Raw genomic sequence first — 18,067 nt, 5'->3', positions numbered from 1 at the left:
CCGCTTCCCGCCCGCAATGCCGGAGACCGACACCTGATGAGCGCCGCACCTCCGCGTCTCGTCGTCGGTCTCGGCAATCCGGGCGCCGAATATTCCGAAACCCGGCACAACGCCGGGTTTTGGTTTTGTGAGCGGCTCGCCGACACGCTCGGCGTACGCTTCTCGCACGAATCCCGTTTTCACGGCCTGGTCGCCAACGCGCGCGAGGCCGGGGTCTGGCTGCTGATGCCGCAGACCTACATGAACCGCTCCGGCCAGGCAATCGGCGCACTGGCGCGCTTCTACCGCATCGCACCGGCCGAAATCCTGGTGGTGCACGACGAACTCGACATCCCGCCCGGCCAGCTGCGGCTGAAGTTCGGCGGCGGTCTCGGCGGCCACAACGGCCTCAAGGACACCTCCGCCCATCTGGGCACCAACGACTACTGGCGCCTGCGCGTCGGCATCGGCCACCCGGGCGACCGCAACGAGGTGGTGAACTTCGTGCTCAAGCCCGCCCGCCGCGAGGAACAGACGCTGATCGACGAAAGTCTCGATCGCGCGCTCGCCGCCTGGCCCACGCTCGCCAAGGGCGACTGGAACACCGCCACCCAGCGGCTCAACGCCCGCCCGGCGCCCCCCAAACCGCCCAAGGCCCCGAAGGCGCCCCCGCCCGCCGCGGCCGACCAACCCAAGGACGAATCCCAGCCATGAGCCTGAAATGCGGAATCGTCGGCCTGCCCAACGTCGGCAAGTCGACCCTGTTCAACGCCCTCACCAAGGCCGGTATCGAAGCGGCGAACTACCCCTTCTGCACGATCGAGCCCAACGTCGGCATCGTCGAGGTGCCGGACCCGCGTCTCGCGGCGCTGTCCGAGATCGTCAAGCCGCAGAAGATCCAGCCCGCCATCGTCGAGTTCGTCGACATCGCCGGTCTGGTCGCGGGTGCCTCCAAGGGTGAAGGCCTCGGCAACCAGTTCCTCGCCAACATCCGCGAGACCGACGCGATCGTGCACGTGGTGCGCTGCTTTGCCGACGACAACGTGGTGCATGTGTCCGGCAGCGTCGATCCGATCCGCGACATCGAGGTCATCGACACCGAACTCGCACTGGCCGACATGGCCACGGTGGAGAAGGCGCTCAATCGCTACAAGCGCCCTGCCGCCGCCGGCGACAAGGACGCCAAGGTGCTGGTCGCCGTGCTCGAAAAGTGTTTCGCCCAGCTCGACACCGGCAAGCCGGTGCGTGCGCTCGACCTCTCCAGGGAAGAGCTGGCGAGCATCAAGCAGTTCTGCCTGATCACGCAGAAGCCGGTGCTGTACGCCGCCAACGTGGCCGAGGACGGCTTCGAGAACAATCCGCACCTGGATGCGGTGCGCGCCCACGCCGCCGCAGAGGGCGCCGAGGTGGTCGCGCTGTGCGCCGCCATCGAAGCCGAGATCGCCGACCTGGACGACGCCGACAAGAAGGACTTCCTGGAATCCATGGGCCTCGAAGAGCCCGGCCTCGACCGCCTGATCCGAGCCGGCTACAAGCTGCTCGGCCTGCAGACCTACTTCACCGCCGGGGTGAAGGAAGTACGCGCCTGGACCATCCACGTCGGCGACACCGCGCCGCAGGCCGCCGGGGTGATCCACACCGACTTCGAGCGCGGCTTCATCCGCGCGCAGACGATCGCTTTCGACGACTTCATCGCCTTCAAGGGCGAGGCCGGCGCCAAGGAAGCGGGCAAGATGCGCGCGGAAGGCAAGGACTACGTGGTGAAGGACGGCGACGTGCTGAACTTCCTGTTCAACGTCTGACCGCCGCCCCTTCCCGCCCCCGCCCCGCCGGTACCGCCGGCGGGGCGTTTTTCATTCTCCGGCCGGGGGGCGTGCGCCGAAGGTCCACAGCGCGTTGGCGCCGTAGTGCCAGATCATCAGCAGCGCGGTCGTCAGCACCTGGGCGAGCAGATACTGCATGCCCAACGCATGCACCAGCAGCCGCATCAGCAACGCGTTCCACACCAGGCCCAACCCCGCCACCGCGAAGAAGCGCGGCAAGGCCTCGGTGTGGGCGCGCTCGGACGCGAACACCAGTTTGCGGTTGAGCCCGTAGTTGACCAGCGCGCCGAGCACGAAGCCTGCGACCGAGCCCACGACCGGGTCCGCCCCGCCCCCCTCGACGAGCGCCAGCAGCAGCGCGTAGTGCGCCAGAGTGCCCACCGCCCCGACGGTGGCGAAGCGGAGGAAGCGGGCGAAATGGACGGCGCTCATCGCGGTGCCCGCTCCTCGCCGACCAGCATGCGGCGGTCACGCAGCACGCCGAGCACCACGCCCTCGCGCACCACTTCCGCGACGACCGGACCCTTCGACGCGGTATCGCAATCCATGTGCGTGGGTGACAGGAAGAAATCCGCGACGCGCCAGTCGCGTGTCACCTCGAAGCGCTCGTCCAGCCACGCGGCGGCCTGCAGCGACTCCGCGCACACCGCGACACGATAGGGATGCGCCGGCGCCCGTCCCTCGGCGCTGACCAGCGCCTCCAGGTCGGTCGTGAGTTCGCGCAGGCTGAGCGCCCAGTAGTCCTGCTCCCAGCGCTCCACGGTGCCGCGCAGCCCCCCGGCGAGGCCGTTGTAGGCGACGTACTCGTAGGGATGCAGCCGCACCAGCGTGGTCAGATGGGCCGCCGCCATCACCGCGCACGCAACGGCGCCCGCAAGACGCGCACGCGGCCAGCGCGCCGCACGCACCCAGGCCGACACCAGGCCGATGGCGGCGACCACTGCGAAAGGCGGCAGCAGGAAGGTGAAATGGCGGATGCCGTTGTACAGCGGCGGCGCCGCCAGCAGCGTGTAGCCGAGCGGGAACAGCGCCGCCAGCACCACCGGCAGCCACGGCACCGCAGCGCGGCGGTAGGACCCGGATTCGCTCAGGCGCGGGACGGTGCGCAGGCCCGCAAGCAGCGCCAGCGCGAGCCCCAGCAGGAACAGCTCCGGCAGCCGTACCAGCAGGTATCGGGAGAGATAGGTCGCGGGTGCGTCGCCGTTCTGCATCACCACGCCTGCCAGTATCGTGTCGAGCTGGAAGGAGAAGTGCGAGAAGGTCGTCATCGCGGTGTAGAGGTTGCCGGGCGCCATCACCGACCACGGCCAGAACAGCCCCATCAGCGCCACCGCGAGCACGACCGCGGGCAGCAGGCGCCGCAGCGAACGCAGCAGGAAGACGCTGCGCCCGCGCACGTCCGGGGCGGCCAGCCACGCCGCAAGCAGCATCCCCGTACCCAGATAGAACACCGCGAACACCGCGCCGACGCGCAGACCGAAAGCGCAGCCGAAGGCGACCCCGAGACCAACCAGGGTTGCCAACCCCGGCCGTGGCAGCTGTTGCAGCACCACGACCGTGAAGTACAGCGACCACACCATCGCGGTTGCAAACGGCACGTCCTTGGTATGCGTGAACAGTGCGCCGGACCACGCCCCGGTGAGGCCCAACAGCAGCAGCGCGAGGAAACCGGCCCACTCCGCGCGCGCATCCTCCGGGCCGAACGCGAGTGCGGCAACACGGCGGGTCAGCAGCCAGGTGCCGGCCATGCCCAGGATGCCGAAGGCCGCGGACAGCAGGTGGCGCAGGTCCCACACGTTCATCGGCACCACGCGCTCCAGCCCCGCCGCGATCAGGTCAAAGAGGCCGCCGTACAGGTAGAGGTTCTTGTACGCGAAGGCACTGCGGTCGGCGAAGCCCGAGCCGTAGAAATCGACCAGCAGGCGACCGTAGACGTGCTGGACCTCCTCGTCGTTGCTGATGCCGTGCTGGCGGAAACTGGCGAGCACGTAGGCGACCAGCGCCCCGAACAGCGCCACCGACAGCAACCGCGCCAGCCGCGCGGACGACCACGCGCCGGCGGGCGCTGCGAGCGCAGCGCCCCTCGCTTCTCCGCCGCGACTCACCCGCGCTCTGCCGGCTCGTCGAAACCGATGCGCTCCGCCACCAGGAACAGCGGCCGCGCCTTGACCTCGGTGAAGATGCGCCCGACGTACTCGCCGAGCACGCCGAGGCTGATCAGCTGGATGCCGGACAGGAACAGCACCGCGACCATGATCGAGGCGTAGCCCGGCACGTCGATGCCCCAGATCGCGGTGCGGACGACCAGCCAGGTGCCGTAAAGGCCGGAAATCGCGGCCATCGCCATGCCCACCAGCGACCACACACGCAGCGGCAGCGTGCTGAAGGTCGACAGGCCATCGACCGCATAGCGCAGCAGCCGCAGCATCGACCACGCGGACGCACCCGCGGCGCGCTCCTCGGGGTCGAAATCGACCTCGACCTGCCGGAAGCCGACCCAGCTCGTGATGCCTTTCATGAAGCGCGTGCGCTCGGGCAGGCTGTTGATTGCCGCTACCACCTTGCGGTCGAACAGACGGAAGTCGCCACCGCCCTCGGCCAGCGCCACCTCGGACACACGCTTGAACAGGCCGTAGAACGCCTGCGACAGCTGGCGCCGCAGCCAGGGATCGGTATCGCGCGAGCGGCGGACCGCGGTGACCATGTCGGCCCCCTGCTGCCACCGCCGCACCATCTCCGGGATCAGCTCCGGCGGGTGCTGGAGGTCGCCGTCCATCAGGATCACGACGTCGCCGGTCGCCGCGCGCAGGCCCGCGGCCATCGCCGCCTCCTTGCCGAAGTTGCGCGCGAAGCGGATCGCACGCACGCAGGGATCGACCGCCCGCAGCATCGCGACCTCGGCAAACGTCGTGTCGCGGCTGCCGTCGTCGACGAACACCAGTTCGCGCCGTTCCACGCTCAGGCCCAGCGTGTCGAGCACTGTGCCCAGGCGCTGGTGGAGCAAGCCCAGCGACCCACTTTCGTTATACAAGGGAATGACGATGGACAGCACCGCGATACGCCCGCGCGCGGGAGCGGGTTCGACGGCGGCCGGCTGGGCCAGCGCCAGGTGAAGATCGGGACGGGACACGGTGCCTGCAACCTCTAATGGGTGGTTCGGGAGGGATGCAGCGTAAACGGCACAAACCCCTCGCGCGTTGACCCCGAATCGGTTACAAGCAATTGCTATGACAGCGTTTTTTGATTTTCACCCGGTCGTCGTGTGTGCCGACGACTACGGCATCGCGGCGGGCGTCAGCACCGCCATCGCGCAACTGATCGAAGCCGGGCGGCTATCGGCCACAAGTTGCATGAGCACGCTGCCCGACTGGCGCCGCGCCGCGCCCGAATTGCGCGCGGTCGTGGCACGCCAGGCGGCCGATGTCGGCCTTCACCTCACGCTCACCGACCATCACGCGGCCACGCCGGCACGCGGACTGGCCGACCACGGCCGCCTGCCGCCGCTCGGCCGGGTGCTGCGCCAGTCGCTTGCGGGCGGACTGCCGCGCGCCGCGGTGCGCGACGAGTTACGCGCCCAGCTCGATGCGTTCGAGGATGCGTGGGGCGCACCGCCGGACTACATCGACGGCCACCAGCACGTGCATCTGTTTGCCGGTGTGCGCGAGGCCGTGGTGGATGAGGTGGCGCGCCGCTACCCGCTTGGCCGGGTCTGGGTGCGCGACTGCGTGGAAGCGCCCGCACGCTGCGTGCGGCGCGGGGTGGCCACCCCGAAGGCGCTGTTTCTCGCCAGCCTGGGACGGCCGTTGCGGCGCCTGCTGCGCACCGCAGGCATTCCGGCCAACGACGGCTTTTCGGGGCTGCACGACTTCGCCTCGCCCCAGCCCTTCGGCGCCAAGATGCGCCGCTTTCTGGCGTTGCCGGGGCCGCGCCCGCTGGTCCATGTGCACCCCGGCCGGGTCGATGCCGAGCTGCGCGCGTGCGACAGTCTGACGACGCCGCGCGAGGCGGAACTCGCCTACCTCGCGTCGGCGGCGTTCCCGGCCGACCTGGCGGAAGCCGGCCTGCGCATCGCGCGGTACGCCGAATTCGCCGCGATGGAGAGCAGCGCCAATAGCCCGCCGAGCGCCAGCAGCGGGTCGATCAGGTAGTCCCACAGATTGGGCGTTTCAAGCACCTGCGCGCGCCATCCCGCGAGCGCGGCCGCGATGGCCGCCGCCAGCACCCGGCATTCGCCCGCCCAGGCCAGCAGCGCCAGCGCACCTGCGCACAGCGGCAACACCGCGCCGCCGTAACCCCACAGGTAGGGATCGACCGGGCCGAAGCCGAGCGCGGGCGGATAGAACAGCACGCCGACCACGGCCCCCAGGGCCGCCACCAGGTGCCGCTCCCGCAGCGGGAAGCGGCGTGTTGCGGCCGGACACGCGCGCGCCTGCAGCAGCGCCGCGAGCACAACCAGCGTGGTCAGCGCGGGATCGGCGAACGCACCGCGCAGCGCCGCCAGCGCGCCGCCGCCCAGCGGCAGGTGCAGCAGCGCGGCGAACACCGCGAGCACCGCGAGGGCTCGCCGCGGACGCCCGTGCAGGCCCGGTACGCACAGCGTCAAAGCCAGTGCCCAGGCGAGTGTTGCGAGCACGGTCGCGATCACAGCTTGCCCTCCAGCCAGGCACGATTGAACTGAATGTGGCGCACGAAGGAACGGTTCCAGGTGTAGACGAGATGGAAGTCGCCGTCGGCGGCGCGGACGAGGTAGGGATAGTCGTACTGCCAGCCGCAGGCGCCCTGGTTGCGGCACAGGTTGCGCTCGGCCACGCGCACGAGGTCGGCGGCCGCCGGCCCGGGCCCCAGGTCGGCCACGTCGGCTTCCAACCGGGCGCGGAAGACCTCGCCCCCGGCTTCGTGGCCGGCGAAATCCTGCTTGTCCTCGAAGCGGTGGATCGACCGCCAGTTGCGGCCGCCGTCCTCGCTCACCAGCAGGGACAGGCGCAGCCGTTCGTCCTCGGTGTCGTTGGCAACCGCGAGCAGGCGTCCATCATCCAGGCGTAGCGCAGCCAGGGCGGAGTTGGGATTGGCGAGCGTGGTCGGCTCCACTGCCGACCAGCTTCGCCCGCCGTCGGCGGTTTCGCTGCGCCAGGCGCGGAACGGCCCGTGCTCACCGCCATAGCGCATCAAGGCCACCGCACGCTGCTCGTCCTCCACCAGCACCACCGGCTGCAGGGAGCGCCGGCCGTGGTCCATGCGCACCTTGCGCCGCACCTCGCCTTCATCCGACAACACCAGCAATTCGGCAAACTTGCCCGCCATCTCGTGATACACCGGCAGCCCGACATCGCCGTTGTCGAAGAACACCGGAAAGCCCTTCACCAGCGTGCTGAGGTTGAAGAAGGGCGTGGCGGCAAGCCGGCGCGCCGGCAGCCAGGTTGCGCCGAGATCGGGCGAGCGCAGCAGGTTGAGGTGGCTGGTGGCCCAGCCGCCGAGCGTGACGCTGACGTACACCACCCACAACTCGCCGTGCGGCGTGACGAAGGCCACCGGGTTGCCCATCTTGCGGACCAGGCGCCCGACATCGGCCGAGGTCTGTTCCGGCGTGGCGATGGCGTGCTGGCGCCCCCAGCCGGCCTCGCCCGGGTTGCGGGTGGCGGCATAGACCTTCACCTCGGTGCCGCCTTCGCGCTCCCCGCCGAACCATGTGGCGAACAGCCGGCCATCGGGGAGCACCGCCACCGACGCCGCATGCACGCGCGGCGGGTCGGGCAGATTGACGATTGCGCTGGCAAACAGCGGCGACGCCCCCGGGGAAGCAGCCGTCGCGGCCGCGGGCGGGGCCACGAAGCGCGGAGCCGGCGCCGGGTTGAAGCCGGGCAGCGCGGCCCACGCGGTGAGCGCTGCAATCGCAATGAAGCCGAAGCGGCGAACGCTGATCATTGAACCTCCCTGAGGGCAGCGCGCGACTCCGCTGCGCGGGCAGAGGTATCGGTGCTCATTCGCCCACCTTCAACAGCACATGTTCGGTCAAGGTCTTGGGCCGGCGGGCGGGATCGAGGAACTGCGCGTTGAGGCGGGTGATGCGGAAATCGGGGTTGCTCGCCAGCACTTCATACCGCACCCCGGCTGCGGTCAGGGCGTCGCGCCCGCCCGCCGAGGTGTAGAGATAGCGCGGGCCCTCACCGCGCTGCAGCTGCGCAAGCGGCACCGACGGCGTCAGCCGCGCGGTGTAGAAATCGAAGCTGTTGGCGCGGCCGTAGCCATCCAGGTAGGCGATCTGATCGACCGGAAGCGCCAGCTCGCGCGCTGCGGCAGCCAGCTGGTTTCCCGCCTGATAGCCCAGCAGGCGCGGGTAGAAGTTGAAGTTGAGCAGGAAATTGAACACCGCGGCGACCGCCACCGTCGCCACCACGACCCGGGCAACCCCACGGCGCCGGAACGCCAGCACCGCGCCCGCCGTCGCCAGTGCCGCGGCGCCGAGCACGACGACTGGCGACGTCAGCGGGAAGACCCACCCATTCAACGCCAGTGCGATCGTCACCAGCAGCGCCCCGGCCACCCACTGTGCGACGCGCAGCCCGCGGCCGGCCTCGGCGTCAAGCCGCGGCGCCAGCCAGCCCGCGAGTTGCACGGCGAACAAGGGCAGCAGGATGTTGAGATAGTGCGGCAGCTTGAAGCGCGACGCCGAAATGATCGCGAACAGCACCACCAGCGTGCCGAGCGTGAGCAGCTCGCCCCCCGCCTGCGGCCGCAGCCGCGCGGCCACCACCCGCCGCCCGTGCGCCCACAACGCCGCGAGCGCGAGCAGGGACCACGGCAGGAAGGCCCACAGGAAGGTGTGGACGAAGAACAGCGGATCCTGCGCGCCGGCGTTGCCGAAACGCTCGCCGGCCAGACGCTCGAAGTTCTGCGACCACAGGATGAAGCGCACCCCGTCGGCACCGAACTGGTGGTGATAGGCGTAGAGCACCGGCGACGCCAGCAGCAGGGTCAGCACTCCCAGCACCAGCCAGCGCGGGTCGAACAGGCGCTGCCAGTCGCGCCGATAGAGCAGGTGCAGGAAGACCGCGATCAAGGGCATCGCCACGCCGATCATGCCTTTGGTGGAAAAGCCGAGCGCGAGGCCGAGCGCCGCGAGCGCCAGATTGCGCCAGCGCGGGCGGGCGACGAATTCCGCGAGTTGCCAGATCGAGAACGCGATCGCACCGGTCAGCAGCGCGTCCATGCGGACGTCGTTGTTGGCCAGGACGAAAGCGAGCGCGCTGGCCAGCACCAGGCCTGCCAGGCGTCCGGCCGCGGGGGAATACAACAGCGCAGCCAGGCGCGCGGTCGAATACACCGCCAGCACCGAAAACAGCAGCGAAGGCAGCTTGTAGGCGAAGGTATTGACGCCGAACACCTTGAAGCCGAGCGCCGCCAGCCAGAACAGCAGGTGAGGCTTGTCGAGGTAGTTCTCGCCCTGAGTCACCAGGCTGAGATAGTCGCCGCTCAGATGCATGTGGAGCGCAATCCCCGCGTGGTGCGCGGAGTCGTTGTTCATCAGCGGCACCATCAGACCGCCGACGTAGGCGACGGCGAGCAGCAGGTAGCAGGCAAGAACGGATCGGGAATCGAGTCGCACGGCGCGGCGTCTGGCAGAAGAAAACAGGGTGAAGGGAGGGCCGCTGCGCTCTCGATGAGTGCGCCGCGAGGGCGGACCGGCGCGCAGCCGGGCAGGCGGCGGCGAATGCTATCATGCGGCGCCAACCCGGCGCCCGCAGCACGCGGGCCCCGCCGTCCGCTGGCCGCCTGCCGATGACCGCCGCCGATACCGCTCCCGTCCCGCGTCCCGTTCCGCCGGCGCCCGCGCGCCATGTCGGCCGCTTTGCGCCCTCCCCCACCGGCCCCCTGCATTTCGGCTCGCTCGTTGCCGCTGCCGCGAGCTGGCTGGAGGCCCAGGCCCACGACGGGCGCTGGCTGCTGCGCATCGAGGATGTGGACGCGCCGCGCTGTGTGCCTGGCGCAGCCGCGGACATCCTCGCCACGCTCGACCGTTTCGGCTTCCGGTGGGACGGGGAGGTGGTGTACCAGAGTACGCGCACCGCAGCCTACGAAGCGGCGCTCGAACACCTGCGCAGCAGCGGGTACGCCTTTCCCTGCGGTTGCACGCGCGCCGAACTCGCCGCCGCACCGCTTGCCCGCGACGGCTCGCGCCGCTACCCGGGCACCTGCCGCAACGGCCTCGCCCCAGGGCGCGGCGCGCGCGCCTGGCGGGTGCGGGCGGAAGGCGTGGTGCGCTTCGAAGACGGCGTACAGGGCTGGCAGGAGGAGGATCTCGCACGCGACTGCGGCGACTATGTGGTGCGGCGCGCAGACGGGTTGTTCGCCTACCAGCTCGCGGTCGTGGTGGACGATGCCGCAGCCGGCGTCACCCACGTCGTGCGCGGTGCCGACCTGCTCGATTCCACCGCGCGCCAGACCCATCTCCACCGCCTGCTGGGCAGTGCGGCGCCGGCGCATGCCCATGTGCCCGTGGCCACCAACGCCGCCGGCGAGAAGCTGTCGAAGCAGACCCACGCGCTCGCGCTCGATCCCGCCGCTCCGGCGCCCGCGCTGCTGGCGGCGCTGGCCTTTCTCGGCCAGAATCCCCCGCCAGAACTCGCGCGCGCCACGCCGGCGGAGGTATGGGCATGGGCGCGCATGCACTGGCGCCTTGCCGGCGTGCCCCGCCAGCGCCACGCGCCGGCTCCAGCCTGAGGACCCACACATGCCAGCCACCCCGCAAGGACAGTTCATCGACGACATCGCCGGCCTGCGCCGCGTTCTGCAGCAGACCCGCAGCATCGCCGTGGTGGGCCTGTCGGCCAACTGGAACCGGCCGAGCTACTTTGCCGCCAAGTACATGCAGACCCGCGGCTACCGCATCATTCCGGTCAATCCCGCCTACGAGGAGGTGCTGGGCGAGAAGTGCTACCCCAGCCTGCGCGCGATTCCGGAGCCAGTCGACATGGTCGATGTGTTTCGCCGCGCCGAGGAAGTGCCGGCGATCGTCGATGACGCGATCGCGATCGGCGCCCGCACGCTCTGGCTGCAGCTGGGTGTCATCCACCCCGAAGCCGCAGCGAAGGCGCAGGCGGGCGGGCTGGATGTGGTGATGGACCGCTGCGTGAAGATCGAATTCGCCCGCCTCTTTGGCGGGCTCAACTGGGTGGGCGTCAATACCGGCGTGATTTCGGCCAAGCGTGCCGGACGCAGCCTGCCGCGACCGGGCGCCTGATCCCCCTCAGTGCCGCCCGCCGTAGCCCGCGATGCCGATCGCGAGGCGTACGGCCTGGTAGGCCAGCCAGCTCGCAACCCGCCGCAAGGTCCGCTGGCGCCGCCAGTCTTCGCGATGCAGTTCGCGCGCGCCCTCCTGCACTGCGGACTCCAGACTGCGGTGCAGCGATCCGGCGAAGCCCGCATCTTCCACCACCACGTTGGCCTCGCGCGCCAGCCACAGGCTGAACGGGTCGATGTTGCTCGACCCCACCGTGGCCCAGCGCCGGTCCACCACGGCCACCTTGGCGTGCAGATAGCTGCGGTGGTACTCGAAAAGGCGGATGCCGCGCTGCAGGAAGTGCGGATAGAGCGCACGCGTGGCGTGAGCGAGCACCGGGTGGTCGGCCAGCCCCTGCAGCACCAGCGTGACCCGCACCCCGCGCGCGGCGGCCTCCAGCAGGGCCTGGCGGAACTGCCGCCCGGGGAAGAAGTACGCGTTGGCGATCACGATCTCCTCGCGTGCCCGCCCGATCGCGGCAAGGTAGGCGTCCTCGATGTCGCGCCGGTGACGCAGGTTGTCGCGCACCAGAAACGCCGCGCGCAGCCCGCCCGCCGGTGGACCGCGCCGCGGCAGGCGCATCGCCTCCTGCAGCCGGCGCTGCAGGCTGGCCCACGACACCAGCCGCCACAGGCGGTGCACCGCCTCGGCGATCTCCGCGAGCAGCGGCCCCTCCACCCGCACGGCGTAGTCGTAGCGGGGATGCGGCGGGCCGGACAGTTCGAAGTCGTCGGTGATGTTGATGCCGCCGACGAAGGCCACGCGCGCGTCGATCAACGCGATCTTGCGGTGCATGCGCCGCAGCCGATGGCGCCGCAGCGAGGTGAGCCGCAGTTCGCGGCGGAAGATCAGCACCTCGACGCCGTCGGCGAGCAGCCCCGGCATCAGGTCGCGAACGAACTCGCGCCCGCCGAAGCCATCGACCAGCACCCGCACGCGCACGCCGCGCGCGGCTGCACGCACCAGCGCCGCGGCAATGCGGCGCCCGACCACGTCACGGCTGAAGATGTAGGTTTCGAGGAAGATCTCGTGCCGGGCGCTGTCGATCTCCGCTTCCAGCGCCGGGAAGTACTGCAGACCGTTCTCCAGCAGCGCGATCGCGTTGCCTTCGACCAGCACCGTCAATGCACAAGCTCCAGGTCGGCGGTGAGCGCGGCGTGATCCGAGATGCGCGACCAGGGCTCGCCGTAATGGACTTCGGCGCGGCGGACCTGGAAACCGCGCACATAGATGCGGTCGAGCCGGAACAGCGGCAGCGCGCTCGGAAAGCTGCGCGGCGGACGCACGCTGCCCGCGCCGAAGGCCTCCACGAGGCCGAGCCGCCGGCACAGCACCGAATCGGCGTGGTTGCGCCAGTCGTTGAAGTCGCCGGCGATGATCAACGGCGCGCCGTCGGGCGCGAGCCGCTCCATCCGCTCGGCCAGCGCCTCCATCTGACGGCGGCGGCTGCCCGCCATCAGGCCGAGGTGCACACAGACGCAATGGACCACGGTGTCCTCCCCGGGCAGCTGCACCTCGCAGTGGAGCAGCCCGCGGCGTTCGAAGCGGTGGTCGGAGACGTCCTGGTTGTCCGACGACAGGATGGCGTGGCGGCTGAGGATGGCGTTGCCGTGGTGGCCGTGGTCGTACACCGCGTTGCCGCCGTAGGCGGTCTGATGCCACACGTCCTCGGCGAGAAACTCGTACTGCGGGTGCGCCGGCCAGTCGGCGTGGCGGCGCGAATGGCGCAGGTGCAGGCCCTGCACCTCCTGCAGAAAGACGAGATCGACGTCGAGACTGCGCAGGCGCTCGCGGAGGTCGTGCACCACCATGCGCCGGTTGAACTGCGAAAAGCCCTTGTGGATGTTGTAGGTGCAGATCCGCAAGCCCATCGCCGCCTCCGCTTTACATGGTCAGGACACCGCCAGCATACGATCGAGCGCCACGCGCGCGAGTTCGGCCTCGTGCGCCGGCACCTGGATGCGGTTCACCACGTTGCCCTCGGCCAGGTTTTCCAGCGTCCACGCGAGGTGTTGCGGATCGATGCGCTGCATGGTGGAGCACATGCAGACGGTGGGCGCCATGAACTGGACGATCTTGCCTTCCGGTTTCATTTCCTCGGCCAGCCGGTTCACCAGGTTCAGTTCCGTGCCCACCAGCCAGCGGGTATTGGCGGGCGCGGCCGCGATCGTCTTGATGATGTATTCGGTGGAGCCGACGAAGTCGGAGTTCTGGCACACCTCCAGGCTGCTCTCCGGATGCGAGATGACCAGCCCGTCCGGATGCTGCATGCGCCAGCGGCGGATGTGGCTTTCCTGGAACATCTGGTGCACCGAACAGTGGCCCTTCCACAACAGCACCTTGGCGTTGCGGATCTGCTCCGGGGTGAGGCCGCCGTATTCGAGATCAGGGTCCCATACCACCATCTGCTCGAGCGGGATGCCCTTCTTGTAGCCGGTCCAGCGGCCCAGGTGCTGGTCGGGGAAGAACAGCACCTTCTCGCGCTGCGCAAAGGCCCAGTCGAGGATGGTGGGCGCGTTGGTGGACGTGCACACGATGCCGCCGTGCTCACCGCAGAAGGCCTTGAGATCGGCCGCCGAGTTGATGTACGTGACCGGGGTGATCAGGTCGTCCGGCGTGTCCAGCACCTCGCCCAGTTCGCGCCAGCAGCGCTCCACCTTGGCGAGATTGGCCATGTCGGCCATCGAACAGCCGGCCGCGAGGTCCGGCAGGATGGCGATCTGGCTGGGCTTGGACAGGATGTCCGCCACCTCGGCCATGAAATGCACGCCGCAGAAAACGATGTACTCGGCATCAGTCTGCGAGGCCAGCCGGGCGAGCTTCAGCGAGTCGCCGGTGAGGTCGGCGTGCTGATAGACATCGGCGCGCTGGTAGTGGTGGCACAGCAGCACGGCGCGATCACCCAGTCGGGCGCGCGCGGCACGGATGCGCTCCTGCGCCTCGGTGTCCTGCAGTGCATTGAAACGGTCGAAACTGATGGTGGCAACTTGCATGGTGCGTCGGCTCTGTCGCGAATGTCTTTCAGACCACGGGGCAGCAGCAGCGTTGCCGCGCCCGCGAAGGCGGAATCAGCCCTGGTGCCAGGGCAGCCCGGCGTGGCGCCAGCCGCCGATGCGGTTGCGCTGGCCGTTGGCGTCCTTGTCGCCCTCGAAGCCTTCGAGGACGTTGTAGCAATTGGTGAACCCGGCCGACTTGGCAGCCCGCGCCGCGGCATCGGAACGCGCCCCGCTGCGGCACATGAACATCACCAGCGCCTCCGGATCGACCTGTTGACGAAGCTGGTTGAGGAAGGCCGGATTGGGCTGGCTGCCAGGCCAGCTGAGCCACTCGATCTCGACCGCGTTGGGCACGCGGCCCACCCAGTCCCATTCGGCGCGGGTACGCACGTCGACGAGACGCGCACCCGGGGCAAGCCCCCAGACCTGGTGCGCCTCGGCGGGCGTCAGCGCGCCTTCATACGGCAGGTTCATCGCCGTCGCCCGCTCGCGGGCGAGATCAAGCAGTTCGGATAGGGTGGCCATGGTGGTGTCCGGCTAGAATGCGCGAGCCCCCGAGTATACCCGTTCCCCTTTCCATGCACGCCCCTCCCCCCTCCGCTCCGACGCTCGCGCCGGCGGAAGCCGCGACACGCGCGGCCGGCATCCAGCGCGCCGCGCTCGCCGCCATCTGCACCAACGCCCTGCTGGTCGTCAGCCAGGTCGTGATCGGACTGCTGTCGAACGCCTTCAGCCTGGTGGCCGACGCGATGCACACGCTGTCCGACCTGGTTACCGACATCCTGGTGCTGTTCGCGGGCCGTCGCGGTGCGGAGCCGGCCGACCACAACCACCCCTACGGCCACGGCCGCATCGAAACCTTCGTGTCCTTGCTGCTGGGTGTCGCGCTCGGCGCGGTGGGCGCCGGCTTCCTGTGGGCGTCCGGCATGCGCCTGCAACACATGGATGCGGCACCGACGCTGCACCCGGTGGCGCTTGGCATGGCGCTCTTCACCTTGCTCGCCAAGGAGGTGCTGTTCCGCTACACGCTCGCCGCGGCGCGCCGGCTCCAGGCGCCGCTGCTGGAAGCCAACGCCTGGCACGCGCGCTCGGATGCCGCCTCGTCGCTGGTGGTGGCAGTCGGCATTGGCGGCAGTCTGGCCGGCTTTCCGTTCCTGGAGCCGCTGGCGGCCGCGCTGGTCGGATTCCTGATCGCCCACACCGGGTGGCGCGTCGTCGCAGGCGCAGTCCGCGAACTGATCGACACCGCGCTTCCCGACGAAGAAGTGGCGCGACTGCGCACGACGATCCGCGCCACCCCGGGCGTGGCCGGGCTGCACGACCTGCGTACCCGCCGCATGGCCAACCGGGTGCTGTGCGATGCCCACGTGCAGGTGGAACCGCGCATCACCGTATCCGAAGGCCACCGGATCTCGGACGCGGTGTACTACCGCGTCCGCGCCCAGCACCCCGAAGTGCAGGACATCCTCGTCCACGTGGATCCGGAGCACGACGGTCCGCTGCACGGCACCGCCACCCACCCGCTGCCCGAACGCAGCGACATCCTGCCCGTGGTGCACGAATTGCTCGGCGACGCCGCCCCGCCGCCAAGCCGCGTCCAGCTCCATTACTTAGGCCATAGAATCGAGGTCGAAGTGCTGCTGCCCCGCAATGGCGCGGAGATCGACGCCGAGGCACTCAAACAGCGCACGGATGCGTGGCTGCGGTCGCATCCCCAGTTCCGCAGCATCACCTTCTTCGCGCCAATCGCCCCATGATAGTGCAGCACAAAATCTCAATGCACTTAATTGGTGCATCGAAGCGCAGCTAGCGAAATTCCTGGCTTGTGGCACAATGCCGCATCGGCCGCGAACCGCCTGGCACAAAAAATGCTTTAAGTCGCCGCAACGGAAGTTCGACCGTTTATTTCAGGGATTGCCCTTCTCACCAGGAGTGAATATGAACGCTCAAGACGTCATGAAGATGATCCAGGAAAACGAAGTGCGCTTCGTGGACCTGCGCTTTACGGATACCCGCGGCAAGGAACAGCACGTCGGCCTGCCGGTGTCGGCCTTCGAAGAAGATCACTTCGAGCACGGCCACCCGTTCGACGGCTCCTCGATCGCCGGCTGGAAGGGCATCCAGGCTTCCGACATGATCCTGATGCCGGATGCGGCTTCCGCCTACATCGATCCCTTCTTCGACGAAACCACCCTGGTGCTGGCTTGCGACGTCATCGAGCCGTCCGACGGCAAGGGCTACGACCGCGACCCGCGCTCCATCGCCAAGCGCGCCGAGGCCTACTTGAAGAGCACCGGCATCGGCGACACCGCCTTCTTCGGCCCGGAACCCGAGTTCTTCATCTTCGACGCGGTCGAATGGTCGGTCGACATGTCGGGCGTCTATAGCAAGATCATCTCCGAAGAAGCGGCCTGGTCCACCGCCGACAAGTTCGAAGGCGGCAACACCGGCCACCGTCCGAAGGTCAAGGGCGGCTACTTCCCGGTTCCCCCGGTCGACAGCCTGAACGACATCCGTGCCGCCATGGTGCTGGCACTCGAAGCCGCCGGCATCCCGGTCGAAGTTCACCACCACGAAGTGGCGAACGCCGGCCAGTGCGAAATCGGCACCAAGTTCAGCACGCTGACCAAGCGCGCCGACTGGACGCAGACCCTGAAGTACATCGTCCACAACGTGGCCCACCAGTACGGCAAGACCGCCACCTTCATGCCGAAGCCGATCGTCGGCGACAACGGCTCGGGCATGCACGTGCACCAGTCGATCTGGAAGGACGGCCAGAACCTGTTCGCGGGCAACGGCTACGCCGGCCTGTCGGAAACCGCGCTGTACTACATCGGCGGCATCATCAAGCACGCCCGCGCGCTGAACGCCATCACCAACCCGGCCACCAACTCCTACAAGCGTCTGGTGCCGCACTACGAAGCGCCGACCAAGCTGGCCTACTCCGCCCGCAACCGTTCCGCCTCGATCCGCATCCCGTACGTGGCCAACCCGAAGGGTCGCCGCATCGAGTCGCGCTTCCCGGATCCGGCTGCCAACCCGTACCTGTGCTTCGCCGCGCTGCTGATGGCCGGCCTGGACGGCATCCAGAACAAGATCCACCCGGGCGATCCGGCCGACAAGAACCTGTACGACCTGCCGCCGGAAGAAGACGCGCTGATCCCGACCGTGTGTACCAGCCTCGACCAGGCGCTGGAATACCTGGACAAGGATCGCGAGTTCCTGACCCGTGGCGGCGTGTTCTCCAATGACTTCATCGACGCTTACATCGAGCTGAAGATGGAAGAAGTGAACCGCCTGCGCGTCACCACCCACCCGGTGGAATTCGACCTGTACTACAGCCTGTAATCGGCTGCGCTACGGCGTCCAATGAAAAAGGACGGGCATTGCCCGTCCTTTTTTTATCGGGTCTAATCGCTCCGCTGTCCCGTCCCCACCGCAGCTTTTCCCTGCCGCTCCTCGTTGTGGACACCGTCATGCCGAAGCTTCGCATCCTGCCGTTCGCGTTCATGCTGCTCGCCGCACCGCTCGCCCACGCCGAAGTCTATAAGTGCGTCGATGCGGACGGCCGCGTCACCTACACCAACGACCGCAACGTCGGCCGCGGCTGCAAGCAACTCTCGCAGGACCAGTCCGTCTCCACGATGCCCCCGCCGGCGCGTTCGCCCGCTTCGCCCGGTGCCGCAGCGTCTCCCACCTTCCCGCGCGTCACGCCGGATGCCCAACGCGCCCGCGACGACAGCCGGCGCCAGGTGCTGGAGAAGGAACTCGCCACCGAGGAAGCCGCACTCGCCGAAGCCCGCAAGAGCCTGGGCGAGCAGGAAGCGGTCCGGCTTGGCGACGAGCGCAACTACCAGCGCGTGCTCGACCGCCTGCAGCCGTTCAAGGACAAGGTCGACCTGCACGAGCGCAATATCGAAGCACTGAAGCGCGAGATCGCCAACCTGCGCTGACGCGAAGCCGGGGAGCACGCGCCCCGGTCCGACTCACCT

At 69.0% G+C, this 18,067-nt stretch carries 17 protein-coding genes; 8 read left to right on the top strand and 9 right to left on the bottom strand.

The window, feature by feature from the left end; genetic code table 11:
* Positions 1 to 36 precede the first annotated feature (36 nt).
* A complete protein-coding gene (gene pth / locus dqs_RS04065; protein WP_065339739.1) occupies positions 37 to 693 on the top strand; it encodes an aminoacyl-tRNA hydrolase in 657 nt (218 codons plus the stop codon).
* The gene (gene ychF, locus dqs_RS04060; RefSeq protein ID WP_011764486.1) at positions 690 to 1,781 is read left to right on the top strand and encodes a redox-regulated ATPase YchF; all 1,092 of its coding nucleotides are present in this window, start codon (positions 690 to 692) and stop codon (positions 1,779 to 1,781) included. The genes pth and ychF overlap by 4 nt, the downstream gene beginning before the upstream one ends.
* A 51-nt stretch (positions 1,782 to 1,832) precedes the next feature.
* On the opposite strand, the gene dqs_RS04055 is transcribed toward ychF, so the two are convergent.
* Genes dqs_RS04055 through dqs_RS04045 form a run of 3 tightly spaced genes read right to left on the bottom strand, consistent with a single transcriptional unit; the run spans position 1,833 to position 4,932 of the window.
* A complete protein-coding gene (locus dqs_RS04055; protein ID WP_065339738.1) occupies positions 1,833 to 2,234 on the bottom strand; it encodes a GtrA family protein in 402 nt (133 codons plus the stop codon).
* Positions 2,231 to 3,907, bottom strand: a complete 1,677-nt coding sequence (locus dqs_RS04050; RefSeq protein WP_065339737.1) for a hypothetical protein — start codon at positions 3,905 to 3,907, stop codon at positions 2,231 to 2,233. The genes dqs_RS04055 and dqs_RS04050 overlap by 4 nt, the downstream gene beginning before the upstream one ends.
* A complete protein-coding gene (locus dqs_RS04045; RefSeq protein ID WP_236778731.1) occupies positions 3,904 to 4,932 on the bottom strand; it encodes a glycosyltransferase family 2 protein in 1,029 nt (342 codons plus the stop codon). The genes dqs_RS04050 and dqs_RS04045 overlap by 4 nt, the downstream gene beginning before the upstream one ends.
* Positions 4,933 to 5,029: 97 nt before the next feature.
* On the opposite strand from dqs_RS04045, the gene dqs_RS04040 reads away from it, so the two are divergent.
* Positions 5,030 to 5,950: a ChbG/HpnK family deacetylase gene (locus dqs_RS04040; RefSeq protein ID WP_011764482.1), complete on the top strand. Its 921-nt coding sequence runs from the start codon at positions 5,030 to 5,032 to the stop codon at positions 5,948 to 5,950.
* 493 nt (positions 5,951 to 6,443) lie between these two features.
* Here the strand turns inward: dqs_RS04040 and dqs_RS04035 are convergent, their stop codons facing one another.
* Both dqs_RS04035 and dqs_RS04030 read right to left on the bottom strand, forming a co-directional pair.
* On the bottom strand, positions 6,444 to 7,724 hold the full coding sequence (locus dqs_RS04035) for a sialidase family protein (RefSeq protein WP_065339736.1): 1,281 nt from the start codon (positions 7,722 to 7,724) through the stop codon (positions 6,444 to 6,446).
* A gap of 55 nt (positions 7,725 to 7,779) precedes the next feature.
* On the bottom strand, positions 7,780 to 9,405 hold the full coding sequence (locus dqs_RS04030; RefSeq protein WP_065339735.1) for an ArnT family glycosyltransferase: 1,626 nt from the start codon (positions 9,403 to 9,405) through the stop codon (positions 7,780 to 7,782).
* A 113-nt stretch (positions 9,406 to 9,518) separates the two neighbouring features.
* Between dqs_RS04030 and gluQRS the strand changes: the two genes are divergently transcribed.
* Positions 9,519 to 10,520: a tRNA glutamyl-Q(34) synthetase GluQRS gene (gene gluQRS / locus dqs_RS04025; protein ID WP_418202060.1), complete on the top strand. Its 1,002-nt coding sequence runs from the start codon at positions 9,519 to 9,521 to the stop codon at positions 10,518 to 10,520.
* Positions 10,521 to 10,530: 10 nt separating this feature from the next.
* Positions 10,531 to 11,040, top strand: coding sequence for a CoA-binding protein (locus dqs_RS04020; RefSeq protein ID WP_221405619.1), 510 nt, complete (start codon positions 10,531 to 10,533; stop codon positions 11,038 to 11,040).
* Positions 11,041 to 11,046: 6 nt separating this feature from the next.
* On the opposite strand, the gene clsB is transcribed toward dqs_RS04020, so the two are convergent.
* The 4 genes from clsB to dqs_RS04000 all read right to left on the bottom strand — a co-directional run bounded on the left by clsB (position 11,047) and on the right by dqs_RS04000 (position 14,600).
* Positions 11,047 to 12,204, bottom strand: a complete 1,158-nt coding sequence (gene clsB, locus dqs_RS04015) for a cardiolipin synthase ClsB (protein ID WP_011764477.1) — start codon at positions 12,202 to 12,204, stop codon at positions 11,047 to 11,049.
* Positions 12,201 to 12,950, bottom strand: coding sequence for an endonuclease/exonuclease/phosphatase family protein (locus tag dqs_RS04010; protein WP_011764476.1), 750 nt, complete (start codon positions 12,948 to 12,950; stop codon positions 12,201 to 12,203). The genes clsB and dqs_RS04010 overlap by 4 nt, the downstream gene beginning before the upstream one ends.
* A gap of 21 nt (positions 12,951 to 12,971) precedes the next feature.
* Positions 12,972 to 14,072: a quinolinate synthase NadA gene (gene nadA, locus dqs_RS04005; RefSeq protein ID WP_011764475.1), complete on the bottom strand. Its 1,101-nt coding sequence runs from the start codon at positions 14,070 to 14,072 to the stop codon at positions 12,972 to 12,974.
* A 75-nt stretch (positions 14,073 to 14,147) separates the two neighbouring features.
* Positions 14,148 to 14,600 (bottom strand): rhodanese-like domain-containing protein, encoded by a 453-nt coding sequence (locus tag dqs_RS04000; protein ID WP_011764474.1) that lies wholly within the window; start codon positions 14,598 to 14,600, stop codon positions 14,148 to 14,150.
* 53 nt (positions 14,601 to 14,653) lie between these two features.
* On the opposite strand from dqs_RS04000, the gene dqs_RS03995 reads away from it, so the two are divergent.
* From dqs_RS03995 to dqs_RS03985, 3 genes are all read left to right on the top strand, one after another.
* Positions 14,654 to 15,832 carry a cation diffusion facilitator family transporter gene (locus dqs_RS03995; protein WP_065339734.1) on the top strand — a complete coding sequence of 393 codons (1,179 nt, stop codon included), beginning with the start codon at positions 14,654 to 14,656 and terminating at the stop codon, positions 15,830 to 15,832.
* A 181-nt stretch (positions 15,833 to 16,013) separates the two neighbouring features.
* The gene (gene glnA, locus dqs_RS03990; RefSeq protein WP_011764472.1) at positions 16,014 to 17,423 is read left to right on the top strand and encodes a type I glutamate--ammonia ligase; all 1,410 of its coding nucleotides are present in this window, start codon (positions 16,014 to 16,016) and stop codon (positions 17,421 to 17,423) included.
* Between the two features lie 128 nt (positions 17,424 to 17,551).
* Positions 17,552 to 18,028 (top strand): DUF4124 domain-containing protein, encoded by a 477-nt coding sequence (locus dqs_RS03985; RefSeq protein WP_011764471.1) that lies wholly within the window; start codon positions 17,552 to 17,554, stop codon positions 18,026 to 18,028.
* The last annotated feature ends 39 nt before the right edge of the window (positions 18,029 to 18,067 follow it).

The organism is Azoarcus olearius, assembly GCF_001682385.1.
In the GTDB taxonomy this organism is placed as follows: Bacteria; Pseudomonadota; Gammaproteobacteria; order Burkholderiales; family Rhodocyclaceae; genus Azoarcus; species Azoarcus olearius.
The sequence above is the reverse complement of the archived record's forward strand: the minus strand, read 5'-3'. Positions and strand labels throughout refer to the sequence as shown.